The sequence below is a fragment of the Nostoc sp. genome (assembly GCF_036917675.1).
In the GTDB taxonomy this organism is placed as follows: Bacteria; Cyanobacteriota; Cyanobacteriia; order Cyanobacteriales; family Nostocaceae; genus Nostoc.
This window is the reverse complement of record NZ_JBALCT010000010.1, coordinates 30,013-55,444: the sequence shown is the minus strand read 5'-3', so window position 1 is coordinate 55,444 and position 25,432 is coordinate 30,013. Positions and strand designations below refer to the sequence as shown.

18 protein-coding genes and 2 pseudogenes are annotated in these 25,432 nt (G+C 41.8%); 18 read left to right on the top strand and 2 right to left on the bottom strand.

The features are described 5' to 3' along the window. Positions 1-23 precede the first annotated feature (23 nt). From V7K31_RS03285 to V7K31_RS03220, 14 genes and pseudogenes are all read left to right on the top strand, one after another. Positions 24-1,256, top strand: coding sequence for a glycosyltransferase (locus V7K31_RS03285; protein WP_335092590.1), 1,233 nt, complete (start codon positions 24-26; stop codon positions 1,254-1,256). A 298-nt stretch (positions 1,257-1,554) separates the two neighbouring features. Beyond that, the gene (locus V7K31_RS03280; protein WP_335092588.1) at positions 1,555-2,682 is read left to right on the top strand and encodes a glycosyltransferase; all 1,128 of its coding nucleotides are present in this window, start codon (positions 1,555-1,557) and stop codon (positions 2,680-2,682) included. A 49-nt stretch (positions 2,683-2,731) separates the two neighbouring features. Further along, the gene (locus V7K31_RS03275) at positions 2,732-3,706 is read left to right on the top strand and encodes a glycosyltransferase (RefSeq protein WP_335092585.1); all 975 of its coding nucleotides are present in this window, start codon (positions 2,732-2,734) and stop codon (positions 3,704-3,706) included. Positions 3,707-3,815: 109 nt separating this feature from the next. Continuing rightward, positions 3,816-5,687, top strand: coding sequence for an ABC transporter ATP-binding protein (locus tag V7K31_RS03270; protein ID WP_335092583.1), 1,872 nt, complete (start codon positions 3,816-3,818; stop codon positions 5,685-5,687). A gap of 460 nt (positions 5,688-6,147) precedes the next feature. Next, positions 6,148-6,795 (top strand): hypothetical protein, encoded by a 648-nt coding sequence (locus V7K31_RS03265; RefSeq protein WP_335092582.1) that lies wholly within the window; start codon positions 6,148-6,150, stop codon positions 6,793-6,795. A 15-nt stretch (positions 6,796-6,810) separates the two neighbouring features. Then, positions 6,811-7,062, top strand: a pseudogene (locus tag V7K31_RS03260) (dTDP-4-dehydrorhamnose 3,5-epimerase family protein); the annotation flags it as partial. 203 nt (positions 7,063-7,265) lie between these two features. Further along, positions 7,266-8,120: a hypothetical protein gene (locus V7K31_RS03255; protein ID WP_335092580.1), complete on the top strand. Its 855-nt coding sequence runs from the start codon at positions 7,266-7,268 to the stop codon at positions 8,118-8,120. Positions 8,121-8,308: 188 nt separating this feature from the next. After that, positions 8,309-9,313, top strand: coding sequence for a glycosyltransferase family 2 protein (locus V7K31_RS03250; protein ID WP_335092578.1), 1,005 nt, complete (start codon positions 8,309-8,311; stop codon positions 9,311-9,313). Between the two features lie 175 nt (positions 9,314-9,488). Beyond that, a complete protein-coding gene (locus tag V7K31_RS03245) occupies positions 9,489-10,709 on the top strand; it encodes a glycosyltransferase family 4 protein (protein WP_335092576.1) in 1,221 nt (406 codons plus the stop codon). A gap of 184 nt (positions 10,710-10,893) precedes the next feature. Beyond that, on the top strand, positions 10,894-11,901 hold the full coding sequence (locus V7K31_RS03240) for a glycosyltransferase family 10 domain-containing protein (protein ID WP_335092575.1): 1,008 nt from the start codon (positions 10,894-10,896) through the stop codon (positions 11,899-11,901). 122 nt (positions 11,902-12,023) lie between these two features. After that, positions 12,024-13,253, top strand: coding sequence for a glycosyltransferase family 4 protein (locus V7K31_RS03235; RefSeq protein WP_335092573.1), 1,230 nt, complete (start codon positions 12,024-12,026; stop codon positions 13,251-13,253). Between the two features lie 559 nt (positions 13,254-13,812). Beyond that, positions 13,813-15,624 carry a GumC family protein gene (locus V7K31_RS03230; RefSeq protein WP_335092571.1) on the top strand — a complete coding sequence of 604 codons (1,812 nt, stop codon included), beginning with the start codon at positions 13,813-13,815 and terminating at the stop codon, positions 15,622-15,624. Between the two features lie 431 nt (positions 15,625-16,055). Continuing rightward, positions 16,056-16,727 carry a sugar transferase gene (locus V7K31_RS03225; RefSeq protein ID WP_335092630.1) on the top strand — a complete coding sequence of 224 codons (672 nt, stop codon included), beginning with the start codon at positions 16,056-16,058 and terminating at the stop codon, positions 16,725-16,727. 309 nt (positions 16,728-17,036) lie between these two features. Further along, the gene (locus tag V7K31_RS03220) at positions 17,037-18,107 is read left to right on the top strand and encodes a hypothetical protein (RefSeq protein ID WP_335092569.1); all 1,071 of its coding nucleotides are present in this window, start codon (positions 17,037-17,039) and stop codon (positions 18,105-18,107) included. Here the strand turns inward: V7K31_RS03220 and V7K31_RS03215 are convergent. Next, positions 18,104-18,247: pseudogene (locus V7K31_RS03215) on the bottom strand (ISKra4 family transposase); the annotation flags it as partial. The gene V7K31_RS03220 and the pseudogene V7K31_RS03215 overlap by 4 nt on opposite strands. A 1,068-nt stretch (positions 18,248-19,315) precedes the next feature. Between V7K31_RS03215 and V7K31_RS03210 the strand changes: the two are divergent. The 4 genes from V7K31_RS03210 to V7K31_RS03195 all read left to right on the top strand — a co-directional run bounded on the left by V7K31_RS03210 (position 19,316) and on the right by V7K31_RS03195 (position 21,785). After that, on the top strand, positions 19,316-19,483 hold the full coding sequence (locus V7K31_RS03210) for a hypothetical protein (RefSeq protein WP_335092567.1): 168 nt from the start codon (positions 19,316-19,318) through the stop codon (positions 19,481-19,483). After that, on the top strand, positions 19,476-19,682 hold the full coding sequence (locus V7K31_RS03205) for a hypothetical protein (RefSeq protein WP_335092565.1): 207 nt from the start codon (positions 19,476-19,478) through the stop codon (positions 19,680-19,682). Before V7K31_RS03210 ends, V7K31_RS03205 begins: the two co-directional genes overlap by 8 nt. A gap of 204 nt (positions 19,683-19,886) precedes the next feature. Then, a complete protein-coding gene (locus tag V7K31_RS03200; protein WP_335092563.1) occupies positions 19,887-20,315 on the top strand; it encodes a hypothetical protein in 429 nt (142 codons plus the stop codon). A 48-nt stretch (positions 20,316-20,363) separates the two neighbouring features. Beyond that, positions 20,364-21,785: an O-antigen ligase family protein gene (locus V7K31_RS03195; RefSeq protein ID WP_335092560.1), complete on the top strand. Its 1,422-nt coding sequence runs from the start codon at positions 20,364-20,366 to the stop codon at positions 21,783-21,785. Positions 21,786-22,440: 655 nt separating this feature from the next. Here the strand turns inward: V7K31_RS03195 and V7K31_RS03190 are convergent. Further along, on the bottom strand, positions 22,441-25,353 hold the full coding sequence (locus V7K31_RS03190) for a sensor histidine kinase (protein WP_335092558.1): 2,913 nt from the start codon (positions 25,351-25,353) through the stop codon (positions 22,441-22,443). Between the last annotated feature and the right edge of the window lie 79 nt (positions 25,354-25,432).

Here is a 25,432-nt window from a genome sequence, read left to right as displayed (position 1 = left end):
AGCGTATTAATAGGTAGATTTTTATGATTTTTCTTTACTATGACAGTTGGGATAGTCGGGGTGGCGTTGCAACGTATATTCATGCTCTTGCAATCCATTTACAGGCTGAAAAAATACCCTTTCAATTAGTGATATGCGAAAGTCAGCCATCACCCCTGGCTGATGAATTAGCGGCAAAAGGCATCAAAATTTATCGTCAGCCCAAATTACCAGGTGAACGCTGGCAGATTAGAAAGCGAATCATGTTACTCTGGCTCAAAACACAACTCAAGCCAGGAGATTGGGTTTTTTGCGTCTGTCAACCCGAGCCAACAATCTACCTCAACCTTGTTCAGATCGTTCATAGTTGTGGAGCGAAGATAGCAGTCAGTTGGCTGGTAACACCGGAATTTTGGCCTCTCTTACCCCACATTGTCGGTTCCTATGCCAAACAGACTCAGCAAGCGATCATCCAAACCGATGCGGTGGTTTCTGTCTCGCACTGTTCAGTGCATCAGTTTAAAGAAATGTATGGGTACACAGGCAAAGTGCATGTCATTCCCTTACACAACTTGACTTTTTTTTCAGAACCCGTTCCCCTACCATCTGCACCTCCTTGGAAAATTGGCTTTATGGGTCGTTTAGATATTCAGCAGAAAAACTTAGATGTGGCCTTGCAGGCCTTCGCTATGCTTCGGCAACTACGACAAGACGTTGAACTTCATTTATACGGAGGTGGATCTGATCGCGAAACCCTTGAAAATTTAACCATAGAGTCCGGTATTCAAGACTGTGTTTATTTTCACGGTGCTTACGATCATCATCGTGAACTAAATCAAATTATCAGCTCCTGTCATTTCTTTATTTATCCGTCTAGATGGGAGGGAGGACCTTGTTTTAGCTTGCTAGAACTCGTTCAGGCGGGACGTTATTGTCTAGCAGCATCGGTCGGCGGTATCCCAGATCTTTATGCTGGATACCCGGATGTGGGGTTACTACTCGATTGTCCAAATGCAGATACCTTATTTAACAGCTTCGTAGAAACGTTGAAAAAGTTTGAAGCCAATTTGATTGATCCAAATAAGATTCGTGCCCGTTATTTTGATGGATTTGATATGGAGTCTGCACATCGTGCTTGGATGTCAGTCATTGGATCTGAAGCGAATGGCACTAATAAAAGATATAGCCCCTGCTCTGACTGGTTCCCAGCCTCCAGGCTGGGAACCGATTCTGGGAGGCTCCGCCTCCAGGGGCTTGACAAGAGGCAGAGCCTATGAAGATACATTCCCATCCTGGAGGCTGAGAACGAGGCTACACAAGCCTTTGGGCTTTTCTTAGTGCCATTCGGATCTGAAGTTGTTGTATAAAAAATTTCACGCTACTTGGGATCTTAGGCACTTGTACTGAGCCTTGTCGTACCACAACGTGGAAGCAAGCTAGGAGCAGCCTCTGTCTACGACACGCTCCGCGAACGCGGAGCGTCCCGTAGGGAAGAATCAATATTCAGCTTTTGACAAAAGACTCAATTCATCCAGCATTTATGCAACCCCATGAATTATTATGAGGTAGATTTTCATGATTTTTCTTTACTATGACAGTTGGGGTGGATCGGGTGGCATTGCAACGTATATTCATGCTCTTGCAATCCATTTACAGGCTGAAAAAATACCCTTTCAATTAGTGATATGCGAAAGTCAGCCATCACCCCTGGCTGATGAATTAGCGGCAAAAGGCATCAAAATTTATCGTCAGCCCAAATTACCAGGTGAACGCTGGCAGATTAGAAAGCGAATCATGTTACTCTGGCTCAAAACACAACTCAAGCCAGGAGATTGGGTTTTTTGCGTCTGTCAACCCGAGCCAACAATCTACCTCAACCTTGTTCAGATCGTTCATAGTTGTGGAGCGAAGATAGCAGTCAGTTGGCTGGTAACACCGGAATTTTGGCCTCTCTTACCCCACATTGTCGGTTCCTATGCCAAACAGACTCAGCAAGCGATCATCCAAACCGATGCGGTGGTTTCTGTCTCGCACTGTTCAGTGCATCAGTTTAAAGAAATGTATGGGTACACAGGCAAAGTGCATGTCATTCCCTTACACAACTTGACTTTTTTTTCAGAACCCGTTCCCCTACCATCTGCACCTCCTTGGAAAATTGGCTTTATGGGTCGTTTAGATATTCAGCAGAAAAACTTAGATGTGGCCTTGCAGGCCTTCGCTATGCTTCGGCAACTACGACAAGACGTTGAACTTCATTTATACGGAGGTGGATCTGATCGCGAAACCCTTGAAAATTTAACCATAGAGTCCGGTATTCAAGACTGTGTTTATTTTCACGGTGCTTACGATCATCATCGTGAACTAAATCAAATTATCAGCTCCTGTCATTTCTTTATTTATCCGTCTAGATGGGAGGGAGGACCTTGTTTTAGCTTGCTAGAACTCGTTCAGGCGGGACGTTATTGTCTAGCAGCATCGGTCGGCGGTATCCCAGATCTTTATGCTGGATACCCGGATGTGGGGTTACTACTCGATTGTCCAAATGCAGATACCTTATTTAACAGCTTCGTAGAAACGTTGAAAAAGTTTGAAGCCAATTTGATTGATCCAAATAAGATTCGTGCCCGTTATTTTGATGGATTTGATATGGAGTCTGCACATCGTGCTTGGATGTCAGTCATTGGATCTGAATCTATTGTATGAATGCATAAATCGATAAAAATCTGATTTGAGGATGAAATTCTGTTTCCCTATGAAAGCTCAAGTCTCCCCCCAAGATGTATCGATTCCGCTTGCCGAAACTGCTCCTTCTATTTCGGTGGCGATTTGCACTTATAACAGAGCCGATCGCTTGTACTTAGCTCTAGATGCTCTGCGTCATCAAACGCTGGCAGCAGAGCGATTTGATATCTTAGTGGTAGACAATGCCTCGACTGATCGCACACCGGAAGTTTGCCAAGAGTTTGCATCTTCGCTTCCTCATCTGCGCTATGTCTTTGAGCCGGTTCAGGGATTATCAAAAGCGCGGAACACTGCACTACAGGAAGTGAAGAGTTCATACATTGCTTTTCTTGATGATGATGCCATTCCTTGTCCTAGTTGGCTGGCTTCGTTACTACACACATTCCAAACTGTGCGGCCTGAGCCTGTTTGTGTGGGTGGATTGATCCGCCCGCTTTGGGAGTTACCTAAACCGGATTGGGTTCATCCCACGATGGAGACTCTATTTACGATCCTCGATGGCGGGGATCAGCCTCGCTGGTTCCGCCCCAATGAATTTCCTTGGGGTGCAAACGTAGCTTACCAGCGTGATGCGCTGCTGAAAATCGGTGGCTTTCACGAGAAGCTAGGGCGCAGAGGCAAAAGTTTACTTTCCGGCGAAGAATATTTACTCAATGCTACTCTCCAAAGTCAGGGAGGAGGTTTTTATTACCATCCTGAAGCTGCGATCGAGCATTGGATTCCCAAAGAACGCATTGACCCCAACTGGTTAGTGCGGCGCAACTTTTGGCAAGGGCGCTCAGTTGCATTGATCGAAAATATGTTGGGTAAGTCGAGAACTCGACAGCAAATCAGTAGTTTGTGGAGACTGCTGCTAGCGTTGCTTGATTCTTGGAAACTTATCAACCCGTTTGAGTCAGCTTTGCAAATCCGTATTCCGCTAAAGATGGAATTATCTCTACGTTGGGGATATTTTGTAGAAACTTGGTTGCCTCCTTCTACTTGAGCGATCGCTGATTAAATTGTTTAGCGTTCATTGTCACGGATGATTTTGACTACTTACCGACTAACTAACTATTGTCAGGTTAAACATTCCTACAGTTTAAAAATTTATTGTGAAAATTAGAAGCCTTCGATTGGGTCGCCGCCAACACCACAAAAAACTCGGCTGGAATTTCCCATTGAATTCCCACTGGCAAAGTATGGAACGCCTAGTGCGTATGGGCATGAAAGTTCCTCGCCAGCGTCTTTACTTGGGGATGATAGCAATGATCTTAGCGGCGCTGCTAGACGGCTTAGGCATCGGTCTGACCATTCCCTTTTTGCGGCTGCTGCTCAATGAGGGAAATGGCATTCACCTGCCTGCGGGGATTTTGCCAGGTGTTGATCTCTGGGTAAGTCAACAGCCTAAAACAACGCTGATCGGACTTTTAGTGTTGACAATGCTAGTATCGCTTGCCCTAAAAAGCTACTTTAGCTACATGGCTGAAGTTTTAACTAGCTTTTATCGCGAGAAACTCATTGCTTTATTTAGAATGCGCCTTTACGAGAAATATATCAACGCACCGATCGCATTCTTTGATAACCAAAAGTTAGGCACGTTGTCAAGCACCCTAGGAGAAGTGATTAGCATTAACATTATGCTGTCATTTCTGATTTCATTGATCACTGCTGGTTTTATTTTAATGGCCTATCTCGGAACTATGGTGCTGGTTTCGTGGCAACTAACGCTACTAATTGTCTTTCTGATTGGCAGTGTGGGCTTAGGGTTAAACCAACTGCTGCGTCGAATTACAAAGTTTGGTAAAGCAGTAGTTAATGCGCGACATGATCTTAACATTCGCATTCTCGATACCTTGGCGGGCATCCGCGTTGTAAAATCTTACGCAGCAGAACGCTACGAGTTAGATCGCTTTGAACGCATCTCCAATGAAGTCACAGACACTAGCATACTAGTTGCTAAAAAAGTTGGACTACTGGAGCCGTTGACTGAGTTTTCCACTATGGCAGTAGCTATGGTGATTTTAATGGTCAGCTATGTACTGCTGATTTCGCGAGGGTTGCTGTCAACCTCCGAACTAATGGCATTCATGCTGACGCTGATCAAAGTTGTGCCAGTCACAAAACGGATTAATACCGCGCGCGGCGCAATTAATCAATATCTGCCTTCGGTGAGTATTGTGTGTGACGCACTGTTTTCTACGCAATCTGAGCAACCTCAGTCAGGCTTACGCAATTTTTCCCATCTGCGCGAGGGAGTTAGTTTTCGTAAAGTCAGCTTTGGTTACAATGATCGCACAACAATTCTCAAAGATATTGATTTAGACATTCCCTGCGGTAAGACTGTAGCATTGGTAGGATCATCTGGAGCCGGTAAGTCAACGATAGCCGCACTTTTACCACGTTTCTATGACGTAACAAGAGGTACGATTTATATTGATGGCGAAGATATTCGTAATTATGATATCGCTTCGTTACGGCAGCGATTCGGAATCGTCAGCCAAGACACATACATTTTCAATGCTTCGATTCGCGATAACATTGCCTATGGTCTCGAAACGGTAAGCGATGACGTGATCTTCAAGGCGGCTTCTTTAGCCAATGCCGATGAATTCATTCAGCAGCTACCACGTGGTTATCATACCCTAGTTGGCGATCGGGGTGTACAGCTTTCCGGTGGTCAGCGTCAACGTCTCTCGATCGCACGCGCAATTCTGCGAGATCCAGAAGTTCTGATTCTTGATGAAGCAACCAGCGCACTGGATTCTCACTCTGAACGGCTTGTGCAAGAAGCGATCGAGCGCTTACGCCAAAATCGAACCGTCATTGTCATTGCCCACCGCTTGTCTACGATCCGCAATGCAGATTGGATCATCGTTATGAAGAACGGTGAAATAGTTGAGGCAGGCACTCACGATCAACTGTTCAACAATCACGGCATTTACTGGTCTTTTCACAACGTGCAATCCATACCTCTTTCTTCGTAAACGGATGCGGCTCGATTAGTTTGGCAAATTCTGTCTTTCAAATCGTGGCTAGCATCACCATCGCTCAAATGGCAAATAAAAATCACAGATCAAGGCAATTCTGATCTTAATAAGTTAATTTTTCAAAAATTTACCATGCGCTTGAGGATAATTTGAAATGGTTAATTTTGCTGTATTCTTGCCGATTGGACCCGGACAAAACGAGATTGATCGCGCTGCTGATTTGTTAGATAGTATACGATTTTATGAGCCTCAGATTCCCTGGTTAGTTTTCGTAGATGACGCTCAAGAAGACCGTCAGCTAGTAAAAAAATTCAGTCTACCTAAGAATTGTACCGCAGTTAGCCTGGTCAACCCTCGTCGGGGAGGGGGGGTCGGAGACCGGGGTGGGTTGTGTGTTGCAAACATGGTTGCATTTTCCTGGATACACGAATATACGGACGCGAGCTTTGTGCTCAAAATGGATTCGGATGCATTAGTGATTGCTCCCTTTGCACAGAAGATTCAACAGGCTTTCGATATATCACCTGAAGTTGGCATCATCGGTTCTGCTCACAAGTTATCCTGCAATGGGGAAAAAAGGAACGTATTTAATGATGGCTATTCGATGCGGAAGTTGCACTCGCCATTTGCAGTCTGGAGAGAACCTCTCAAACAAGGTCAACATATCCAGGTCTCGCTTTGGGGCAAATTGAAAACGATAAGAACTCACGTAAGGGAGGCAATTAACCAAGGCTACTGCTTCGGAGAACATTGTCAAGGTGGAGCTTATGCTGTTTCCATCCAGTTGATCCGGCGGATGGCAGTGCGGGGTTATCTGCAAGACCCGATGTTATGGGTAGATGTACCCTGCTGTGAAGACGTGATGATGGGTATGTACGCTAGGGCAGTTGGGCTTCAACTGAAAGACTTTAACGACAAAAATAACATATTTGGCATCCAGCATATCGGACTTGCAGATACACCTAATGGCATGTTAGAGAGAGGATATAGCGTGATCCACAGCATCAAAAATGATCCTAACTTCAGCGAGGAACAAATCCGCACGTTTTATCGCCAACGTCGTGCTGTACTAGTACATCACGGGGTAAAAAATACCTTCACTTAGTCAGAGGATAAACAGCAGTTGTGGATACCTCCTGGTTTTGCTCACGGTTTTTTGGTACTTTCCACAACTGCGGAGTTTGTGTACAAAACTACAGGCTACTATGTGCCAAAGTTTGAGCGTACTATTGTTTGGGACGAGCCAGATTTGGCGATTGCTTGTCCTTTACAAGAAGAACCAATTGTCTCTCCTGAAGATCAGGTAAGTAAGCGGAGGCGGTATGTGATTACCGAAATACTACTCAGTGTAATGAGGTATTCACTTATCTAAATTAGTTCATGGTCTTTGATTAATTTAGCAATTACTGACTGGAGCCGTAGTTGAAATGATACAGGGTGACTAAAGGTTTTTACAAGAGGTTTACTATGCGTTTCTCTCTGAATAAGAGAATACGATCTGCAACTGTCCGAATTGCATTCGTTGCCTTAATCATTGTGCTAGGGAGTTGTTTTGCTCATAACTCGTCCTCGATCATGGTTAATGCAGGAAATACCTTCTCTTCAGCTAGACTTAGTTTCACTCAAGCCCAATATGAGGCAACTATAAATTGGGATTTTGCAGGGGAAAATGGCAAATCACCGTCTAATCCTTCTTTACCCAGTGTAGGATATCCCTGCGGAGTACCTAATGGCTATGGATGGAAGTTTGGCATGAGTAGTGAAGAAGCAGTCCTTATTACAAGAAGGGTCCCGCAATTAGCAGGCGCTGGTTATAACCAAATATACAATGCGTGTGCTGGCCCCAATACTCGTAAATCTATGCCTAATGCTCGAATCGAGTTGACTGACATTGCTGTAGATTATTATTCAATCAGCCAAAATACATGGGTCAGGGCAGTCAAACAGGCTGTAAGTGGAGCTGCCTTTACCGAAGACTTTATCAATAATCAGGCCACCGGAGCTGATTACAGAGACGAAGCACAAGGACATAAATCTGTACGTTCTGGGATTGGCAATGCTGCTGGTAAAGCTGGAGGTAGCATTGGTCGTTCTGTAGACGATGGTCTAGTTGGCTATAACTTCCACGGCTTCGCCGATAGGTTTAATATCACCTGGTCAGATGTCAAGGCTGTGGTTGTTTCTCAAGCCATGCGTTGTATTCCCAATCAGGGTACTGACTTAAACGATTGCAATAAATTGGGGTACATAGCGAATGTAGGTATTGATTCTTGGGCAACCACTACAAGTCCCTTTGATGGATTTGTAACTCACGGTGGAGTAAGCGGAGGAAGATTTAAGCCAGTTACCACTGATTGGCAGATATTTACCAATTACACCGGACCCAAAGGTTTTGCGGGTATTAAGCCTCCGCCCGTGCCTCAGTTCTAGACTATAGCATTTCTCATTTGGATGCAGTACGCTTTCACCCCACCCTCTACAGTTTACACACATCGCTCGTCTTGTAGGCTAAGTAGATCATTTGGCCTTGCATAAATGCGGGATGATTCATCCCTATATTTAGCAACGCCGATCATTTATTTTGTGGCTCACTCTTATAATTTTACAGATAACGTAACATGGATAAACCTACCATTATTTGTCTCACTCCCGTCAGAAATGAAGCTTGGATTCTCGATCGATTCTTACAATGCGCCAGTCTATGGGCAGACCACATCATTGTACTGGATCAAATGTCAACTGATGAATCACCTAACATTGTTAGCCGCTATCCAAAGGTAAAGCTCCTGCATTATCCCTCTGGGGTTTACGATGAAGCCGAGAGGCGAAAGTTGCTTCTGGAAGAAGCCCGTCGTATTCCGGGTCCTCGGCTGATAATTTCTTTGGATGCCGATGAAGCCTTGACTGCTAACTTTATGATTAGTCCCGAATGGCAGACAGTTCTTAAAGCACCGATTGGCAGTGTCATTCACTTTCAGTGGGTCAATGTTCTGAACGACATAGAGAACTACTGGACTTCTCCCTATGACTATGGTTGGGGTTTTATGGATGATGGCAGCGATTTTACTGGCAGTTTGATTCATGGTCCGCGTATTCCGAATCCACCGACTGCACCTATTATCACGTTGCGGGATGTCAAGGTGCTTCACTACCAGTTCGTAGATTGGGATCGTCAGGAAAGTAAGACACGGTGGTATCAGTGCTGGGAGCGGCTCAACCATCCTCAACGCAGACCGATCGAGGTGTATCGGCAGTACCATCGCGCACATATCGTTGCTCCCGAACAGATCCATCCAATTCCCGATCACTGGCTACGAGGGTATCGTGAGAAGGGCATCGATATGACTAGCATTTACAAGATTGGTCGTTCCTGGTGGGACCAGAAGGTACTAGACATGATTGATAAGTACGGTGCCGCTCACTTCCGACACGAAGACATTTGGTGGGTCGATTGGGCAGCAGTATACCGGGAGCGCTACGACAAAGAACCGACTAATTCGATGTGCGACCCACGTAGTTATTTTGACCGGTTGATACACTACTACCTTCAGAAAACTCAACCCTATTACCACAAGTTTCTTGTCCGCGTTCTAGACCAAATCCTAAAACTCTTTGGTTGGTAATACCATTTTAGGATGAAGCTGAACATAACTAATTAGACCAAAGCCTTGCTAGGTAAGCGTTCTTTCTATGCAGCTTCACATAGAAGAATTGGCATAAGAATACTAATCTCATGACTTAATCATTAGCGAAGCTAGCTTTTTTGGATATTAAAATGATTCATTTTATCGAAAACTGATGCGTAGACCTGTTGTAACGGTTTTTTACCAATTTGACCCGTGGAGCAAGAGTTTAGGCGGTATCCAGACTGTGATTCGCTCTTTCTTCAAGTATGCGCCGGACACTTTTGAATTGCGGCTAGTCGGAACCCAGGTAGAGAAGCGGGTTGAACCGGGAATCTGGCAGGAAATGAATTTGGCGGGTCGAAAAATTTATTTCCTACCCTTATTCACACAGCCAAAAGAGAACGGCAAAAGTTTGATTCCAGACTCGGTTCGCTACACTGCTGCATTGTTTCGTCGTTGCCTAGCGTCGGACTTTATGCACTTTCATCGCCTAGAACCGACCTTAGCGACGCGGCACTGGCCAGGAGACAAAACCCTGTTTATTCACAACGATATTCAACAACAAATCCAACCTTCTAGCCGTAAAGGTAGTATCCTTTGGCAGTATATTCCATCTGCTTATTTTGCGATGGAACGTCAAGTCGTGCCTCAGTTTACTGAAATTCTCTCATGTAATACAGCTTCGGCAGCTTTCTACAAAGAGCGTTACCCAATGTGTGCCGATCGCGTGGGATATTTGCGAAATACGGTTGATGATGGTGTGTTCTTTCCATTGTCTGCAACCGAGCGTGTAGAAGCTCAACAAACCTTCGCGCGATCGCTTGGTCTTGATGAGCAAACTCGATTCATTTTATTTGCAGGTAGACTACACGCTCAGAAAGATCCTTTGTTATTAATCCAAGGGATGGCAGTACTTGCTGATGCCAAAGCTCACTTACTGATTGCTGGAGAAGGCGATCTGGAAAAGCCGATTCGCGCTGAAATTGCCCGCCTTAATTTGAGCGATCGCATCACGATGTTAGGAGCTGTACCACAAAGCGAAATGGCAAAGCTACAACGTCTTGCCAGTGTCTTTGTGCTGTCAAGCGTCTATGAAGGCTTACCGATTGTAGTCTTAGAAGCGCTCTCCAGTGGTACGCCCATCGTCACAACTCATTGCGGTGAAACTCCTAACTTGCTCACGGCTCAAAATGGTGTAGTTTGCCAGGAGCGAACAGCCGAAGCCCTTGCTGCTGCTATTGAGCAAGTGCTTACCTGTCCGCAAAATTTTCCCGTACAAGCCTGTACCGATGGGGCCAAACCCTTTCATGCCAGCGCGATCGTCAAAGACGTTTGTGCCAGAATGATGCACCGTTGGCAGACACGCCAAGTACACGAACGATTGTCTGTCTAAAACTGCTGATTTAACTCAGGCTTGAATAGCATTGCCTGGCGTTGCTAAATCATGGGATGATTTCGCCAAGTTTGTCACGAATTTTCAATGGTTTCAACCGCAAATTCATCCCGCATTTATGCAAAGCCGCGTTGCCTCTATTCAATAGATTTTCTTTTTACTATTCTCTAAGTCTTTCATCACCATGCAAGTTCAGCTCACAGCCAAGCTAGAAAAGTTAGCTCATGCTATTCAAAAGCGTAAGGTTTTAGGATTGTCTGCCAGCGACAAGCAAAAACGAGGAATTGAAGTCACAGTTCGCTTGATTTCTAACTTTCCAACACTTTGGCAAAGAATCACCGATCAAACTCCCAAAGGATCTTGTCAGTGGGGAAACACATTGTTTTTGGCAGAAGGAGAGGCAGATCTATACGTAATCTTAAATACGAGTACGCACGATTATGCAGGAAACCCTTTACCTGTGATCGATCTACCTACGCCAGATAAAGTCTGGGGCTTACACACAGAACCACCGGATTATGTCGAACTGTTTCGCTTAGACCAACCCAATGAACATCAAAAAATTTCCCGTTTTTATACCAACTGCCCACATCTCTACGAACAGTACCCAACCAAATATGTGCCTTCCCCACCCTATGTTTTGATGCATGTTGATCGTAGTTGGGACTTTTTGGCAAAAGCTTCCTTACCTCAAAAGACGGAAATGCTGTGTATGATTTTGTCAGGTTTCAAAACTTTAGAAGGGCATAAAGCGCAGTTGGAATTTCTTGAGCGCTTAGTTTCTAGCAATTTAGAGTTCTCCCTTTGGGGAAGAAGCAATCAATTCAACAAATATTCAAACTATCGGGGAATTGCACCAACAAAATGGGAAGTCCTTTCTCCTTGTAAATACTCGATTGTTGTCGAAAACAGTATTGTTCCTTTTTACTGGACTGAAAAAATTGCAGACTGTCTGCTTTCTTTCTCTCTACCGCTATATTATGGCAGCCCAAATGTAAACAAATACTTACCCGAAGAGTGCTATATTCCAATTGATATTCACGATCCAAACTGCTCGGAAAAGATTAAAGAGATTATGGAATCTGGTGAATATGAAAAACGCCTCCCTGCTATCTTGGAAGCTCGCAAGAAGATTCTGTATGAACAAAATTTATTTGCTTTTCTAGATCGAGAAATAAAAGCATATTTTTAGGATATATAGAATCAATAACTTCTCCTATAATACTTTTTTGAGTCCAATTTATTTTTTAAATTGGTCTAATTTAAGTGCGGATTAGTATTGTTTTGCAAAAGTTTCATTTACCTAAATAGAACATGAAGATTGCAGTTATCGGTGCAAAAGGGTTGCCCCCAGAAGAAGGCGGTATCGAACATCATTGTGCAGAAATTTATCCACGCATGGTTGCTCAGGGTCACTCGGTAGACCTGTTTGCTCGCTCTTTTTACACAAAAATGCCTGCATTTAGACAATATGATTTCAAAGGAGTTCGAGTGATTTCTCTACCGTGTCCCAAAGTGGGCGGTTCAGATGTAATCATTAGCTCAGCATTAGGCGCTATGCTAACGGCTGGAGATTATGATATTGTTCACTTTCATGCTTTAGGACCATCGTTATTCAGTTGGTTAACGCGCATCATCTCACCAGCTAAGGTTGTGGTCACTTGCCACGGTTTAGACTGGCAACGTGCAAAATGGGGAAAACTGGCGCGGTTGTCTATCTTGCTGGGTGAAAAAATTGCTGTTTCCAGTGCCCATGAAATGGTTGTAGTATCTGGTCCATTGCAATCATACTTTATTAACAACTACAGTCGAGACTCTGCCTATATTCCTAACGCCCCAGCCAGCTATCCTGCTTCTGATACTAAATTTACTTGGACTTCCTCGTTGGGTTTGGAGCGAGGACGGTACATGGTGTTCTTAGGCCGGCTGGTTCCTGAAAAGTGTCCTGATCTGTTGATAAAAGCATTTCAATCACTTCAAAAATCAGGTTGGAAACTGGTTTTAGTCGGAGGAGATGATTCTCCCACCTTTAAAGCAAAGTTGCTCAATTTAGCTAACAACAATCCAAATATTCTTTTTACTGGTCCACTCTTGGGTGCTCGTCTGGCGGAAATTGTGAGAGGATCGGGGTTGTTTGTGCTACCTTCAGATATTGAAGGATTACCGATGGCAATGCTAGAAGCTATGGCAGAGGGTGTTCCAATTATTGCCAGCGATATTTTGCCTCATAGGCAACTTCTCGGACAAAATCGAGGCGTACTTTTCCGGAAAGGAGATGTTAATTCATGTATTGAGAAGCTAGATTGGGCAATCCATAACACTCAAGAAATTCAAAAATTCGCTGAACAAGCAAAAATTTATGTAAGCGCGAACTATAACTGGGAGCAAATTACAAACAAGTTTATTGATCTGTACAATAGAATCTCAACAAAACCACTTACTGTTCCTACTTCGACACTAGCCTCACTCTATGCAGATCAGGTCAAATCGGCTACATTAATGGAGTCAGCACTCGGTACTAAGTATTTGGAAGCAGACAGCTAATCTAAATTAGTGAAGATATCCACATTCGGTGAAGTCAACACAGCATCAAAAATAGACACTCTTCTACAATTTATAGCCTTGACTATTTCTCTCAAAAGCTATGAATATTGGAGAATAAAAGCTGGAAGCGACAACAATGCAATCCTCAATCCAGCCTATTAATAGCTTCGATAGCACGAAAAATATTTCTCATAACAGGAAAGATTTCATGAAAAGTATGCCAGCGTTAGCGTTCTCACTAAAACGCAATTTTTGGAGCGCGCTTGCTTCGTTTGCCTCGGTGCTCGTCGTATCATATTTGTACTTAAAAACGACCCCACCAGTTTACGAAGGTTCAGCTCGGTTGATTCTTGATGATCGAAGAGTTAGCGTTTCTGATCTGGGCCAAGCGTTAGCGGCAAATACAACCTCAGGAAATGCAAACCCGATTGCAACTCAAGCGGAATTAGTTTCCTCGGAGCGCGTTTTAAAACGAGCATTGGAGATGCTATCTCATAAAAAATTATCTCATAAAATCACCTCAATTGATAAAATTGGTTCTAGACTCAGAGTAAAGATTGTGCCCGCTACCAATATTCTGGAATTGCGATACAAGGATTCAGATCCAGAGTTAGTTGCAGCTATGCTAAACGCAATATCTAACGCAATGGTGCAAGAAAATGGAGAGTCCATTCGTCAACAAGCTTCATCAGTTCGGAAGTTTATTGAGGGGCGAATCCCGGAGCAGCAAGAAAAGCTAGAGCGTGCGGAAACGGCTGAAAGTCGGTTCAAACAAGCTAACAGCATTGTTTCTCTGGAAACTCAAGATACCAGTTTGACTAACAGCTTAACCGCTTTGGAAGATCAAGAACGTACATTGATGGCACAACTTCAAGAAGCACAACGAAAAAGTGAACAACTTCAAAAAGTTATTGGCAGCAAAAATATTCAAAGTGCTTATATAGCATCACGTGCTGGTCAAGATGACGAACTTAAAGGTTTGCGAGCTAGGCTTATTGAACTAGACTCGCAAATTATTGAGGCTCGGGGTCGTTTCTCCGATCAACATCCATCGGTAATTAACTTACTTCAAAAGCGAGATGAGACACGCGCTCTATATAATCAAAGTCTTAGGCGGATTGTTCCTGTTGAATCATCGATTCCTGCAAACGAAGTTGCATCTGATGACTTGAGCCGTAGCTTGATCTCTACGTACATTACGGGTGAAGTTGACTACAACGCATTAATAGATAAGCTAAAAGTTATCAGAAGCCAAAAAGTTGCTTTGCAATCGCGCGTGACTGAGTTACCTGCTAAACAACGAATTCTCTCTGCTTTAGTCCGTAGGCACGAACAGGAAGGCGCAACTCTCAAGTTACTACAAAATAAGTTAGAAGAAGCACGGATCGCGGAAGCGCAACTCGTCAGTAATGTTCATATTGTCGGGCTGGCTTCCGTTCCGACTTCGCCTGCAAACCCGAAGCCAATGGTTATTTTGCTGTTAGGAACAACAGCAGGTTTAGTGTTAGCGATCGGTGTAATTCTTTTGGGTGAAATGCTAAATACAAAGATTGGCAGTGCAGAGGAAGTAGAAGATCAGATTAAGCTACCAGTGTTGGGAAATCTTGCCCAGCGCTTACCAATACAACCGGGTCAGTTAGACCGCTTTTTGAACAATCCAAAAGCAGTTGAACCTTATCGTCGGTTGCTCAAAAAGTTACAACTCAACAACAAAAACCAGCTGAAGTCTATTCTCATCACTAGTAGTATCAGTGGCGAGGGAAAATCGAGTGTCTGTGTCTATTTAGCAAGTGTAGCAACAATGTTGTCTAAAAGAACACTGCTGATTGATGCTGATTTGAGTAATCCATTACAGCACTACTTTTTTAACTTGTCTGCTCAGCCTGGTTTGACTGATGCTGTATGTGAAGAAGCATCGCTGCTGTCAGTGGTACAACACACTGAGATCGAGGGTCTTGATGTATTGACATATGGCGGATTCCCCAATCGTCATGCCCAAGTTATAGAAGCGACGGCGATGAAACAATTGATTGCGACTGCAATGACCCTTTATGATTTAGTAATTATTTGCGCCTGTCCTTTGCGTGAATACACTGATGCAATGACCTTAAGTGGTGAGACGGATGGAGTTGTGTTAGTTGTGCGCCCTGACTTTACGCCTAAAGCGATCGCACAGCAAATGATTGATGATTTACAACGCAGTGGTGCTTCGATTTTAGGAACAGTAGTCAATGTGACTCCTGACCCCAAAAACCTCTTGCGTGCATCAAACAAAGAGGGTAAGCTCATGATGGAAGAAACGCCAAAACATGAGATTAAAGCAAACAAAGGCGATCGCTTCCAACATACTGAGGGACAAAAGTTTTTCTAAACATATACAATATAGTATAAATACTATATTGTATAGACAATCAAATCTGGACAAATCAGTGATTTGATTATTAATCGGAAGAATCTTCAATCATTCATACTTGATAAATCGTAATTCGTAATTAAAGCCAGTTACTAATACCTCTACCAATTTACAGGCTGAAGCAAAAACCGCGTACAGACGAGGGTAATTAAACCCAAAGATTAAGCATTAGATTAGTAATTAGTTAAATCAGGCTAGAAGAGGAAGCCGCTAGCAGTGTTAGCGCTACGTCTACACGTAGCCCCAGTTACCCTACTCTAAGCAAGCTTGCTTAGAGTAGGCAAAATGTCTTTAATGCAAGAATTTTGAATTGTTAACATTCTTACGCAGATTTATTTCTCTACTTAAACCTATTAGCAACATAGACTCACTTTAGTTTGTCAAGAATGATGTACCCCAAACAATTACGCAGCATTATTCAAAGTGCTACAACTAGAGAATTACAATTTACTCCACATATCTCAGTAAAGTCTAAATTTAAGCGTTGTTTAGACATTATAGGTAGCTTACTAGGATTACTAGTTCTAGCCATTGTATTTGTACCTGTAGCGATCGCGATTAAAATTGATAGTCCCGGCCCTATTTTCTTCATTCAAGAACGCTATGGACTTCAAGGTTGCCCGTTTGTGATTCGCAAATTCCGTTCGATGGTGAGCAATGCAGAGCAATTAAAGTCTTTAGTTAACAATGAAGCTAACGGATTGATATTCAAAAACAAAAATGATTTCCGAGTAACCAAGGTGGGTCAGTTTTTGAGGCGTTCTAGTCTTGATGAACTACCTCAGTTTTGGAATGTTCTAGTAGGTGAAATGAGTTTGGTAGGAACACGTCCGCCCACACCCGATGAAGTTGTCCATTATACTAAACGCCACTGGCAACGTTTAAATGTCAAGCCTGGTTTAACTGGCGAATGGCAAATAAATGGTCGATCTCAAGTCACAGATTTTGAACAAATAGTTGACTTAGACTTGCAATACCAAATAAATTGGCACCCCTTATATGACTTATGGTTAATTAGCAAAACTTTTTACGTAATTTTTCACCGAATTGGCGCTTTCTAGAGTCACAACTAACAATTATGAGTTTGTAATTACTAATTCATATTTATGTTATGTATGTGGATTTTAACCCTAACGTGACGAATTGTAGAGTTTGGTTACTCTAACCCGTTTCTTAATTACGAATTAGTAATGACTAGAGGTGCAAAGCCTTGCGCCTCTAAACAAGAACCTATCCCACTAATCAAAAAATGTCGTAGCTTATTTATCGGCACAGAAGTGTGTATCAGCCTATGGCAGGACGTTTTGAGGGATTGAGTGATTGAGAGTAGAAGCTGTTTCAAAATATATTTCCGAAGGAGTCAGAAAAACGTGGGAACTGAAATTCAAAGAAAACAAGTTGTTCGTAAATACAAAAAGGCATTAGAGCAGAGAGAAAATCCTAGCAAGCATAATTACTTGGCGCAACGTTTGGCTGATATCGATGAAATTAATACAGAAATAGCAGATTGGATATATGAGTTGCAAAATATCTTAGAGCATACTCTAAGAACAGAAAATACAATTTCAGTTGACGACTTGCGGATTAAAGAGATATTTCCAGCAATGAAAGCGCCCCAGGAATTATTAGTTAGCTCACAAATACCACAATTCCACAAACCACCATCTCTTTTTAAGTGGGTTATACAACTCCTACTTTTCTTAGAAAAAGCATATATAAGAGCAGTGAAAAAAGCTGAATCGAATTATCAACTTGCTAAGAAACAATATGAAGAAGCCGAAACTAGCCGCCAAGTATCACTAGAGCATTCTAAAGCAAATTACAACTCAAACAAACATACTTTTATTTTAGAAATAAAAAAGTGCAATTCAGAGGTGGATGAGTTAGAAACAGGTTACAAAAATGGGCAACAAGCAGCTATAGTTATCTACAATAAAATGATATTAGAACGTTCAGCATACCCATCCTTAGAAGGATTCCAATGTCTTTCTTATACAGATAAAGACCAGATAGCATTTCCCAAAAAATTCCAAGTCTCTTATCTATCTGAAGCTAAACAATTAATGATTGATTATGAACTGCCTAATGCTAAGATTATTCCGACAATAGCAGGACTCAAGTATGACCATAGTAAAGATAAAATTATGGGTACAACTAGAAAGCCTATTGAAATCGGGGAATTATATCAAGATATAGTAGCAGCTATCACATTACGAACCATTAGAGAAGTTTTTATTGCAGATATGGCTCAACACTTAAATATAGTTGTATTTAATGGTTTTGTTCAGAAAGTTGACCCGGTTACAAGAAAGGATACACAAACTTACTTAATATCAGTCCAAGTTACTAAGGATAGTTTCAATAGTCTTAATTTCGATACAATTGATAAACTTACTTGTCTACGAAATTTAGGAGCATCCACTTTTGACGGAAATACTTAAATAGCCAGTAAACCATTGAGATAAGCACAACGAACAGAGAGAATTTGATGAACACTTTCAACATTCCACTGTGCGCCAGAAATTTTTATGCTGGCTCCAATTTTTTTAATTGCAGACTCGATTGCACCAGAATCAATAGACTTGCCCGAAATATTAACTTAGGAAAAGAAAAATGGTAAAACAGCTTTGAAAAACTAGGAGTTAATTTTTATGCCTCTAAACTATCACTAACTATCTCAAACCCTTATAAGTAAGTCGGCACGATAAAACCAAGGTATGTTTAGTTTTATAAAAATCCTGGAACTATTTATTTATTTATTAGCTTTTTGGTGACTTTATGCTTCATTACATAGGTTGATTTTTTAACGCCGACTTACTTACCCGGAAAACTACGGGAACTTTTAGTTTTTGTTAACATTATAAGTAGGTGGAAGTAATTAAGCAAGATTATGTAAACAAAGGTTAAGGAAGAAATTACGATGATACTACGCGCCATCGGCACCCACAATCTGTTTACTTTTTCCACCCACTTATACTGATCGCAAGTCTTTAGAAATTTCATACTAAAATCATACAATCTTAGTATTGCCAGTCGCGTATTGTCCTCAAAATTTATTATTATTCAGAGCAAGAATTAATTGTTGCTGAAAGCTTTTTAAACAGCTTACATAAATATCTATCCAGTCTTTCCAAGTGTTTATTTTAACTGCCTAAAGCCTACCTCTGAAGTGCTTACATAGGTTGTAGTCTAGCACAATTGCTCTATTCCTTACCCTTAAGCCATTAATTTATCTTGTCTTTTCAAAATCTCGGAATATACTGGCATGTATGAATTGTTTGTAAAGTTATTCAATTAAGTCTTTTTACATAATATGATGTTGAATATTAGATTAGTAATCAATATTTGCATCAGTAATAACACCAAAGTAAGTTAACCAAAAAATGGAAAGCCTCTAAACAAGGGATAAAATTGTGAGTAATCGTGTTTTTGCTGTCAGGATAATATCAAGCAATCTCAGTTAATTTTGCGACTGATAAAACTATTAGTTTGTTTCAGATATTGAACAACCTCAACAAAAAGGCATTAGCTGCTGACAATTAACGCAAATATTACCATCGAAAAGTAGACTACAGCGCTACTGCCGGGAAAATACTGAGAAAAATCTGCTGTAAGTAAATAGTCTTTCTTTATAAAATTTGTATATATTATGACGATGGAATCTTTACCCAACTTTGAAGAAGTAAATATTCAGAAATACTTAGAAGTTATTCAACGGCGTTGGCTACCTGTAGTCGGAATTTTTAGCATAGCTGTTACCCCTGTATGCATTTTCACTAAAACCCTCATACAAGGCAGAAGGAAGTTTGATGATTAAAACAAATCGCTCTTCCTCACTTACAGGCTTACCGCAAGACATAGGACGGCTAGAAGCTTTGAATGTGAACGATAATCCCCTGGAAACTCAGGTCATAATTGTTGGTTCAAATCCAGGATTAAGAAAACAATTAATTCCCTCAACCTCAAAGATAGTAAAGGCAAACCGTTGTCGATTACCGACTTGGCAAAACAACTAAAAATAGAAGGAATCAAAGGCACTGATATCGTACAACTTTCTTATAAAGCCGAAGTGGAAAAAAGTAAACAGATTGTGGGTGCCGATGGCGCGTAGCATCATCGTAATTTCTTCCTTAACCTTTGTTTACATAATCTTTCTTATTTATTTCCACCCACTTAATACTGTTAAATAGCCCATTCCAAGTTGTGTGGAGTAAAATCAAATGCAGCGAAGATGTGATCTCAACCGGAAACGTTCAAAACGACGCAAAATCCACTGCTCAATCGATGCTTCCTATTTAGATAGCGTTAGCCAAAAATATCTCTTATTTGCCGATCTCTCGGTTCAGCTCCAACAACGTGGAGTTAGTCGCAAGACTGCTTTATTGTTGCTATCGAAGAAGTCCACTGTTCCTCTGAAGGACGAGTGGTTAGAAGCTTTTTGGTGCAAAATATGTAATAAAACTCAATGGTATCATGTTCGCAAAACAGGAAAGCACACGTATGATCTTTCGATCGCACAGCAAGAACTGTGGCAACAGGTACAGGGTGTAGTGAATCCAGATGGTAATCCGTCAGTTGGTGAGTTTACCCGACGCCAGTCGCGGACATTGGGAAGTTTAGCAATAAAAGACTTTAATTTCATTAAATAGTAAACCGCAACTGCTCAAAAACTGCTTAGGCGAATCAGAAAAATACAAATGGCATATTCAAGGTATTGGGTTGGATTAATTGGCATATTGATGGGAATTGTAGCCGGCTTTCTCATTGGAGTTAACCCTCTTTATGTCGGTTTAATTCTATTCGTTCCTGCATTTATTACCTTCTTTTTCAAAAAATTTGAGCTGACTGTTATTGGGCTTTTAATTCTCCGAAGTGCGCTTGATCCTTTTTCAGACCAAGGACTGACTGGTGCATTTGCGATTGGAATTTCAGCCTTGACCCTAATCTATGTGATTGTTCGCCTTTTATCCAAACAGACTGTACATATCGACAGTTTCTGGTGCTTTTTCGCAGGATGGTTAGTCGTTCAAGGAATATGGGTTGTTCTGCTTCCTTTAAGTGGCTTAGGATTCGGTAGCGAATATTTGTCAGATGCGGTTCGTGAGTGGGTGCGAGTTTTGTCTTGGTTGATGTCTTACCTACTGACACTTCAGTTGAAAGAACGGTTGCATCCGGAGCAAATCGTTAACAGTCTCTTTCTCGCGCTGGTTATCCCTCTCTCAACAGCATTTCTGCAACTTGTCGTTCCTGGTCAGTTTCTGCCATCGTTTCTTGCGGTTAATGCTAATCAGCATGATTTTCGCATTAATGGAACATTAGGTGTAGCAAACACATTTGTAACCTTTTTAATTTTTTTCATCGGCTTAGTTTACTGGAAACTTAGCATTGCCCAAAAACGCCTTCCTTGGTTTCTTTTGCTTGGTATACTCGTGTTTTATTTGGTGACTACTAAGGTATTAGTAGGCATTGGTATGCTGGTAGTTTTGATTGCTACACTGGTCATTCCTCGCCTAAATTTTGCCAAAACGTTTGGAGGAATTTTATTGCTTGCTGTCATGGTTGGGTTATTTGCGAGTACCGATTACGGCAGAGAACGCCTAACTTCTATTACACAAACTCCATTGCTAAATCCAGATATTGATGTATCGCGTGCCGTTTTGCTCGCTGCGTCCGATGACAATAGCTTTAATTGGAGAATTGCTCAATGGACTTCACTCGTCGGGCACTGGCAACATTTTCCCCTGCTTGGCTATGGACTCCAAACAACAAATGCTTTGGGACCGATGTTTGCTTGGGCACATAATGATTATGTTCGGGCACTAGTTGAGGAAGGAATTGTAGGTCTGGTTTTATTTCTTTTGTTTCTGGGTGTACAACTACTGCGACTGCTGCAAATTATTCGCTCTCCCTTGAGCGAGCCTTCACAAAAACAGTTTTGTTCAGTTTTATTCGCTTTTCTTTTAGCAGCAATGGTTGGAATGCTGACCGAAAACGTCTGGAGTCATACAGCACTTTTCTTCTACTGGTTTTCAATGTTAGCGATCGCTTCTTGGAATTGGAGCAAGTTTCCACTTAGGTCAGATTCAAGCACAGCATTACGTTCAGTGCACTTTCAGTAGAACTTTTACATAAATATTTTGTGGTACAATATCGGGTTATTTTAATTTCTGTTTTGTTAATTAAAATAGGAAGAATTTATCGATTTTTTCGATTAAGTGTTATCAAGCGTTCGTTCACTAAAATTTTTGACAACAAACATCGTTTCAGCTATTAACCAATAACTAAAATTATGTAAGCGTTCAGGGGGTTGCAAAAAAGACGGAAAATAACCCCTAAAATCAAGCAATAGAATTAGGCAGCGTTCAACAAGTCACAATCATGATCACAAACAACTTGTGCAAGCAAAGAAGGCAGGGCGAACGCATCTAAATATTAAAGATCGATAATTAAGGTAGAATTCTCCAACACTCCGCCACACAGCACTTTCAGAAAATTAGGTATGAAACTTAATAATAATGATAATCATTGTTCTGCCCCTACCTGTGTACCTCATTTACCTGAAAAACGCTGTATATACAAAATAGTTGAGATAATTACTAAGATAATTTGATATCTCCGTTTAATTAGCGTTGACAGTGACAAGGATAAATTGTTAGGGCTTGTAGTTAACAAGTGACTAACATAGAACTTAGGACTTACGCACAGTACAAATCAATCATGGTATGTATTTACCAAAATAGGTCGTTTTAGGCTTTTATTAATCATTCTTTGATGCTAGACAGAATCATTACCAATTAACGGCAACAACAAGCGGCTAACTACCCGATTATCTGGTAATTGATAGAAATTCAACTCTCCTCCCAACTCCTGCATGAGGTTTTGGCAGATTAGCAGATGTAAACCTGGTGGTTGGTCGAGGTTGGAGTGAGCAAGCACATCTTTGGGTGTATTATCATGTAGCTCTGTGAGTAACTGTGGTTCGATCGCACCGTTGTATGTAATCGATAGTTCTAGCGATGTCTGATGATCAGTTTCTACACTTGCATCTAGTGGTTTAGACGTATCTAAACGGCGACACCAAATATCAATTCTGCCGCCGTTTTGAGAACGGTTACAGGCAGTAACCAATAATTCATGGATAACTAATTCAATTTTGACAATATCACCAGCGATCGCCATTGAAGATTGAGCGTTTAAGGTAGAAATACCTTTGGCTAATGAAGAATTCTTTGGCGACTCTTTTTCCTCAATTTGTTGTCCCAAACCATGTACACCAATCCATAGCTTTTGTTGTTTAAGTAAATTATCGATGCGTTCGAGCGATCGCTTCAATAAACTGGCTATAGGCATAGTTTCCCAACTGATATGTAGCTGCCACTGCTCTAGTTTGAGCATTCCACTCATAGAGGTGGCTGTGTGGTCTAACTGCCGTAGCAATAGCTGGTAGCGCATCTGAGTCAGTTCATTAGTAGGAATGCCCAAATCATGTATTTGTTTAAGGGAATGCGTCGTTATTCTTTGAATTTCCTCTAGACGACGATGTTTGTACCAGTTAAGTTGTCGTAATTCCTCGGTTGTGGATTCTAGAAGTCGGGTAATTTGCTTTTCACGACGCCACCAGGCTAATTGAGAAATCAGAGTTGCTGTTGCACTGAGGCTTTGTTCTGACCAGCGACGCTCTTGATAGTCTGCCAACAACACTACACCTGTGGTTTCATAATCAGCATTGGTACGTAATGCCATCACCAAAATTTGACCTTTGTCTGGAACATTCAACCATTTTCGGGTTCCCGTGGTTAAATTATCTACTTTCAAAGTCAGGTAAGTCTTCGTAGCAAGTGCCCACTGAATTAAGGCTTCAAACTGGATAGAAATAGATGCATCGGAAAAAATCCCAAATTTACTATTATCAATCAGTCCAGGGATAATTTCTGCCGAACTTTCACCAGGCGACCAGGATAGGAGTATCGCTAGGGGACAGCCCAAAATGGATGCTATTTGTTCGAGTGCTGTGCGTTCTAAATGCTTTTTTTCGACCTCGATTTTGCTGTTCTGGGATTGTGACAGGATGCGTAGGCATTGCTCAAATGCCTGGGAAACTTTTTGCTGCTGGGTAGTGCGGTTATGTAATTGCCACTGACGAACAATTACACCAATCTGTTGACTGACAGCCCAGAGTAACTCCTTTTCCAGAGTTGTCCAAAAACGATGGGTTTCGTGAGTGATCACCAAAAGCGCTGCTGGTATATGCTCGTGAGTGCATTTACAAATAAGTAGCGATCGCACACCATTTTCTAGTAAAAGGGGACGCCAGTTAAAAAAGCGTAAATCTTCATCTAAGTTCTCAATTTCCACCGCTTGAGTTGAACGTTGCAAAAGCTGCCCATCTAATTCTTTGAGAGTATTAAGGGTAAATGTCAATGAGCGGCGATTATAGGGCTGATTTTGGTAAATAAATTGATAATTATTTTGCTCAGGGTCATACTGCAACAGCAAAAATCGCGTCGCACCTAGTCGAGCTAAAACTCTTTTAGCACAGCTTTGTAAAGTTTCCTGAAGGTCATGTTCGCTATAAATACCTTGGGCAACTTGGCTAGTCAGTTGAGCATCGTCTTGAATCTGTTTGATAGTGCTTTCCATGCTTTCGCTAGGTGCAACCAGGGAGATTAAGCCAGCAACACCCTGGACGAAATTTTTCTCTGTCTCCATCCATATCCGAGGTTCATTGCTTTCTACCGCCAGAAAACCTACTAAGTCCTTTTGCCAGATCACAGGAGCTGCCAAGAGCGATCGCACCTTCAGCCGTTGCAGCAATTTTGCCGTAAAATGACTCTTTAAAGAACTGCGTGCATCACCAATCGAGACAATTTGGTTAACTGTCAAAGCATAATAAAAGTCGCTTAAGTCCTGTACAGTCATTCCTGCTGCTTGCTGACTGCTGGAATTGTGATCGAGTTTGACAAGCTGATTGCTCATCCGACACCAAAAGTAGCGCCCTTCCCGCTCAAACCAGTAAAAATTTGTCCGGCTGGGGGAGACAAATTTATGAGTTGCTTGCACTGCTGCTTCAAGTTTTTGATTGAGGTTAGTCAGGGTGCGTAAATTTCCCAGCAATTCTAATAATGGCTCCTCGGTTCTCTTGGTTTGCTTGTGCTGCAAATCCATCTCATTTTGATAAAGCACTGCCCCCAGCTCGCCTAAAACCATCATCAAACGTGCTTTTGCTTCCCCTGTGAGTAAGTAGCCCCAGCGTTCTGAACCTAGTAACAGCAAGCCTACGCAACGGTCTTTATAGCGAATTGGTAAAATAATCGTTCCCTTGATATGGAATTTTTGGGCAACTTTATGCCATTGGGTGGCGCGGATTTCAGTTTGTAAATCAGCTACACCCAAGGGATGTTGTTCAATCACTACTTGCTCTAATAAATCCCCAGGATTGAGAACAACTCTTTGCCGTAAAAAGACCGTATCATTATCAGGTGTTATGCCTCCTTTGCCAAACAATATGTGATTCAGGCGATCATAAAGAGCAATCCAAATCAGTTTGTAGTCAAACTGTTCTTTGAGATAAGAAATAGTAGTTTCAATCAGAACGTCAACATTATCTTCTTCTCTGAGGCGTTGCAGGATACGTCCCAAGGAGATGATCTGCTGTTCGCCGGCTATAGGTTTTTGCGGCTGCCCCATCTGATTTATTGGTTAACATAGCTTGTAATATATCTAACTTTTCACGTTATATGGAAAAGTCAACGCAAAACCTAACCTC

Excerpts from the sequence above, each read along its gene's own strand:
- V7K31_RS03255 (WP_335092580.1), top strand. The coding sequence starts at position 7,266 with ATGGTTAATGCAGGAAATACCTTCTCTTCAGCTAGACTTAGTTTCACT.
- V7K31_RS03205 (WP_335092565.1), top strand. The coding sequence starts at position 19,476 with ATGATTAAAACAAATCGCTCTTCCTCACTTACAGGCTTACCGCAAGAC.
- V7K31_RS03245 (WP_335092576.1), top strand. The coding sequence starts at position 9,489 with ATGCGTAGACCTGTTGTAACGGTTTTTTACCAATTTGACCCGTGGAGC.
- V7K31_RS03190 (WP_335092558.1), bottom strand. The coding sequence starts at position 25,353 with ATGGGGCAGCCGCAAAAACCTATAGCCGGCGAACAGCAGATCATCTCC.
- V7K31_RS03280 (WP_335092588.1), top strand. The coding sequence starts at position 1,555 with ATGATTTTTCTTTACTATGACAGTTGGGGTGGATCGGGTGGCATTGCA.
- V7K31_RS03210 (WP_335092567.1), top strand. The coding sequence starts at position 19,316 with ATGACGATGGAATCTTTACCCAACTTTGAAGAAGTAAATATTCAGAAA.
- V7K31_RS03275 (WP_335092585.1), top strand. The coding sequence starts at position 2,732 with ATGAAAGCTCAAGTCTCCCCCCAAGATGTATCGATTCCGCTTGCCGAA.
- V7K31_RS03250 (WP_335092578.1), top strand. The coding sequence starts at position 8,309 with ATGGATAAACCTACCATTATTTGTCTCACTCCCGTCAGAAATGAAGCT.
- V7K31_RS03265 (WP_335092582.1), top strand. The coding sequence starts at position 6,148 with ATGGATTCGGATGCATTAGTGATTGCTCCCTTTGCACAGAAGATTCAA.
- V7K31_RS03235 (WP_335092573.1), top strand. The coding sequence starts at position 12,024 with ATGAAGATTGCAGTTATCGGTGCAAAAGGGTTGCCCCCAGAAGAAGGC.
- V7K31_RS03225 (WP_335092630.1), top strand. The coding sequence starts at position 16,056 with ATGTACCCCAAACAATTACGCAGCATTATTCAAAGTGCTACAACTAGA.
- V7K31_RS03195 (WP_335092560.1), top strand. The coding sequence starts at position 20,364 with ATGGCATATTCAAGGTATTGGGTTGGATTAATTGGCATATTGATGGGA.
- V7K31_RS03285 (WP_335092590.1), top strand. The coding sequence starts at position 24 with ATGATTTTTCTTTACTATGACAGTTGGGATAGTCGGGGTGGCGTTGCA.
- V7K31_RS03240 (WP_335092575.1), top strand. The coding sequence starts at position 10,894 with ATGCAAGTTCAGCTCACAGCCAAGCTAGAAAAGTTAGCTCATGCTATT.
- V7K31_RS03200 (WP_335092563.1), top strand. The coding sequence starts at position 19,887 with ATGCAGCGAAGATGTGATCTCAACCGGAAACGTTCAAAACGACGCAAA.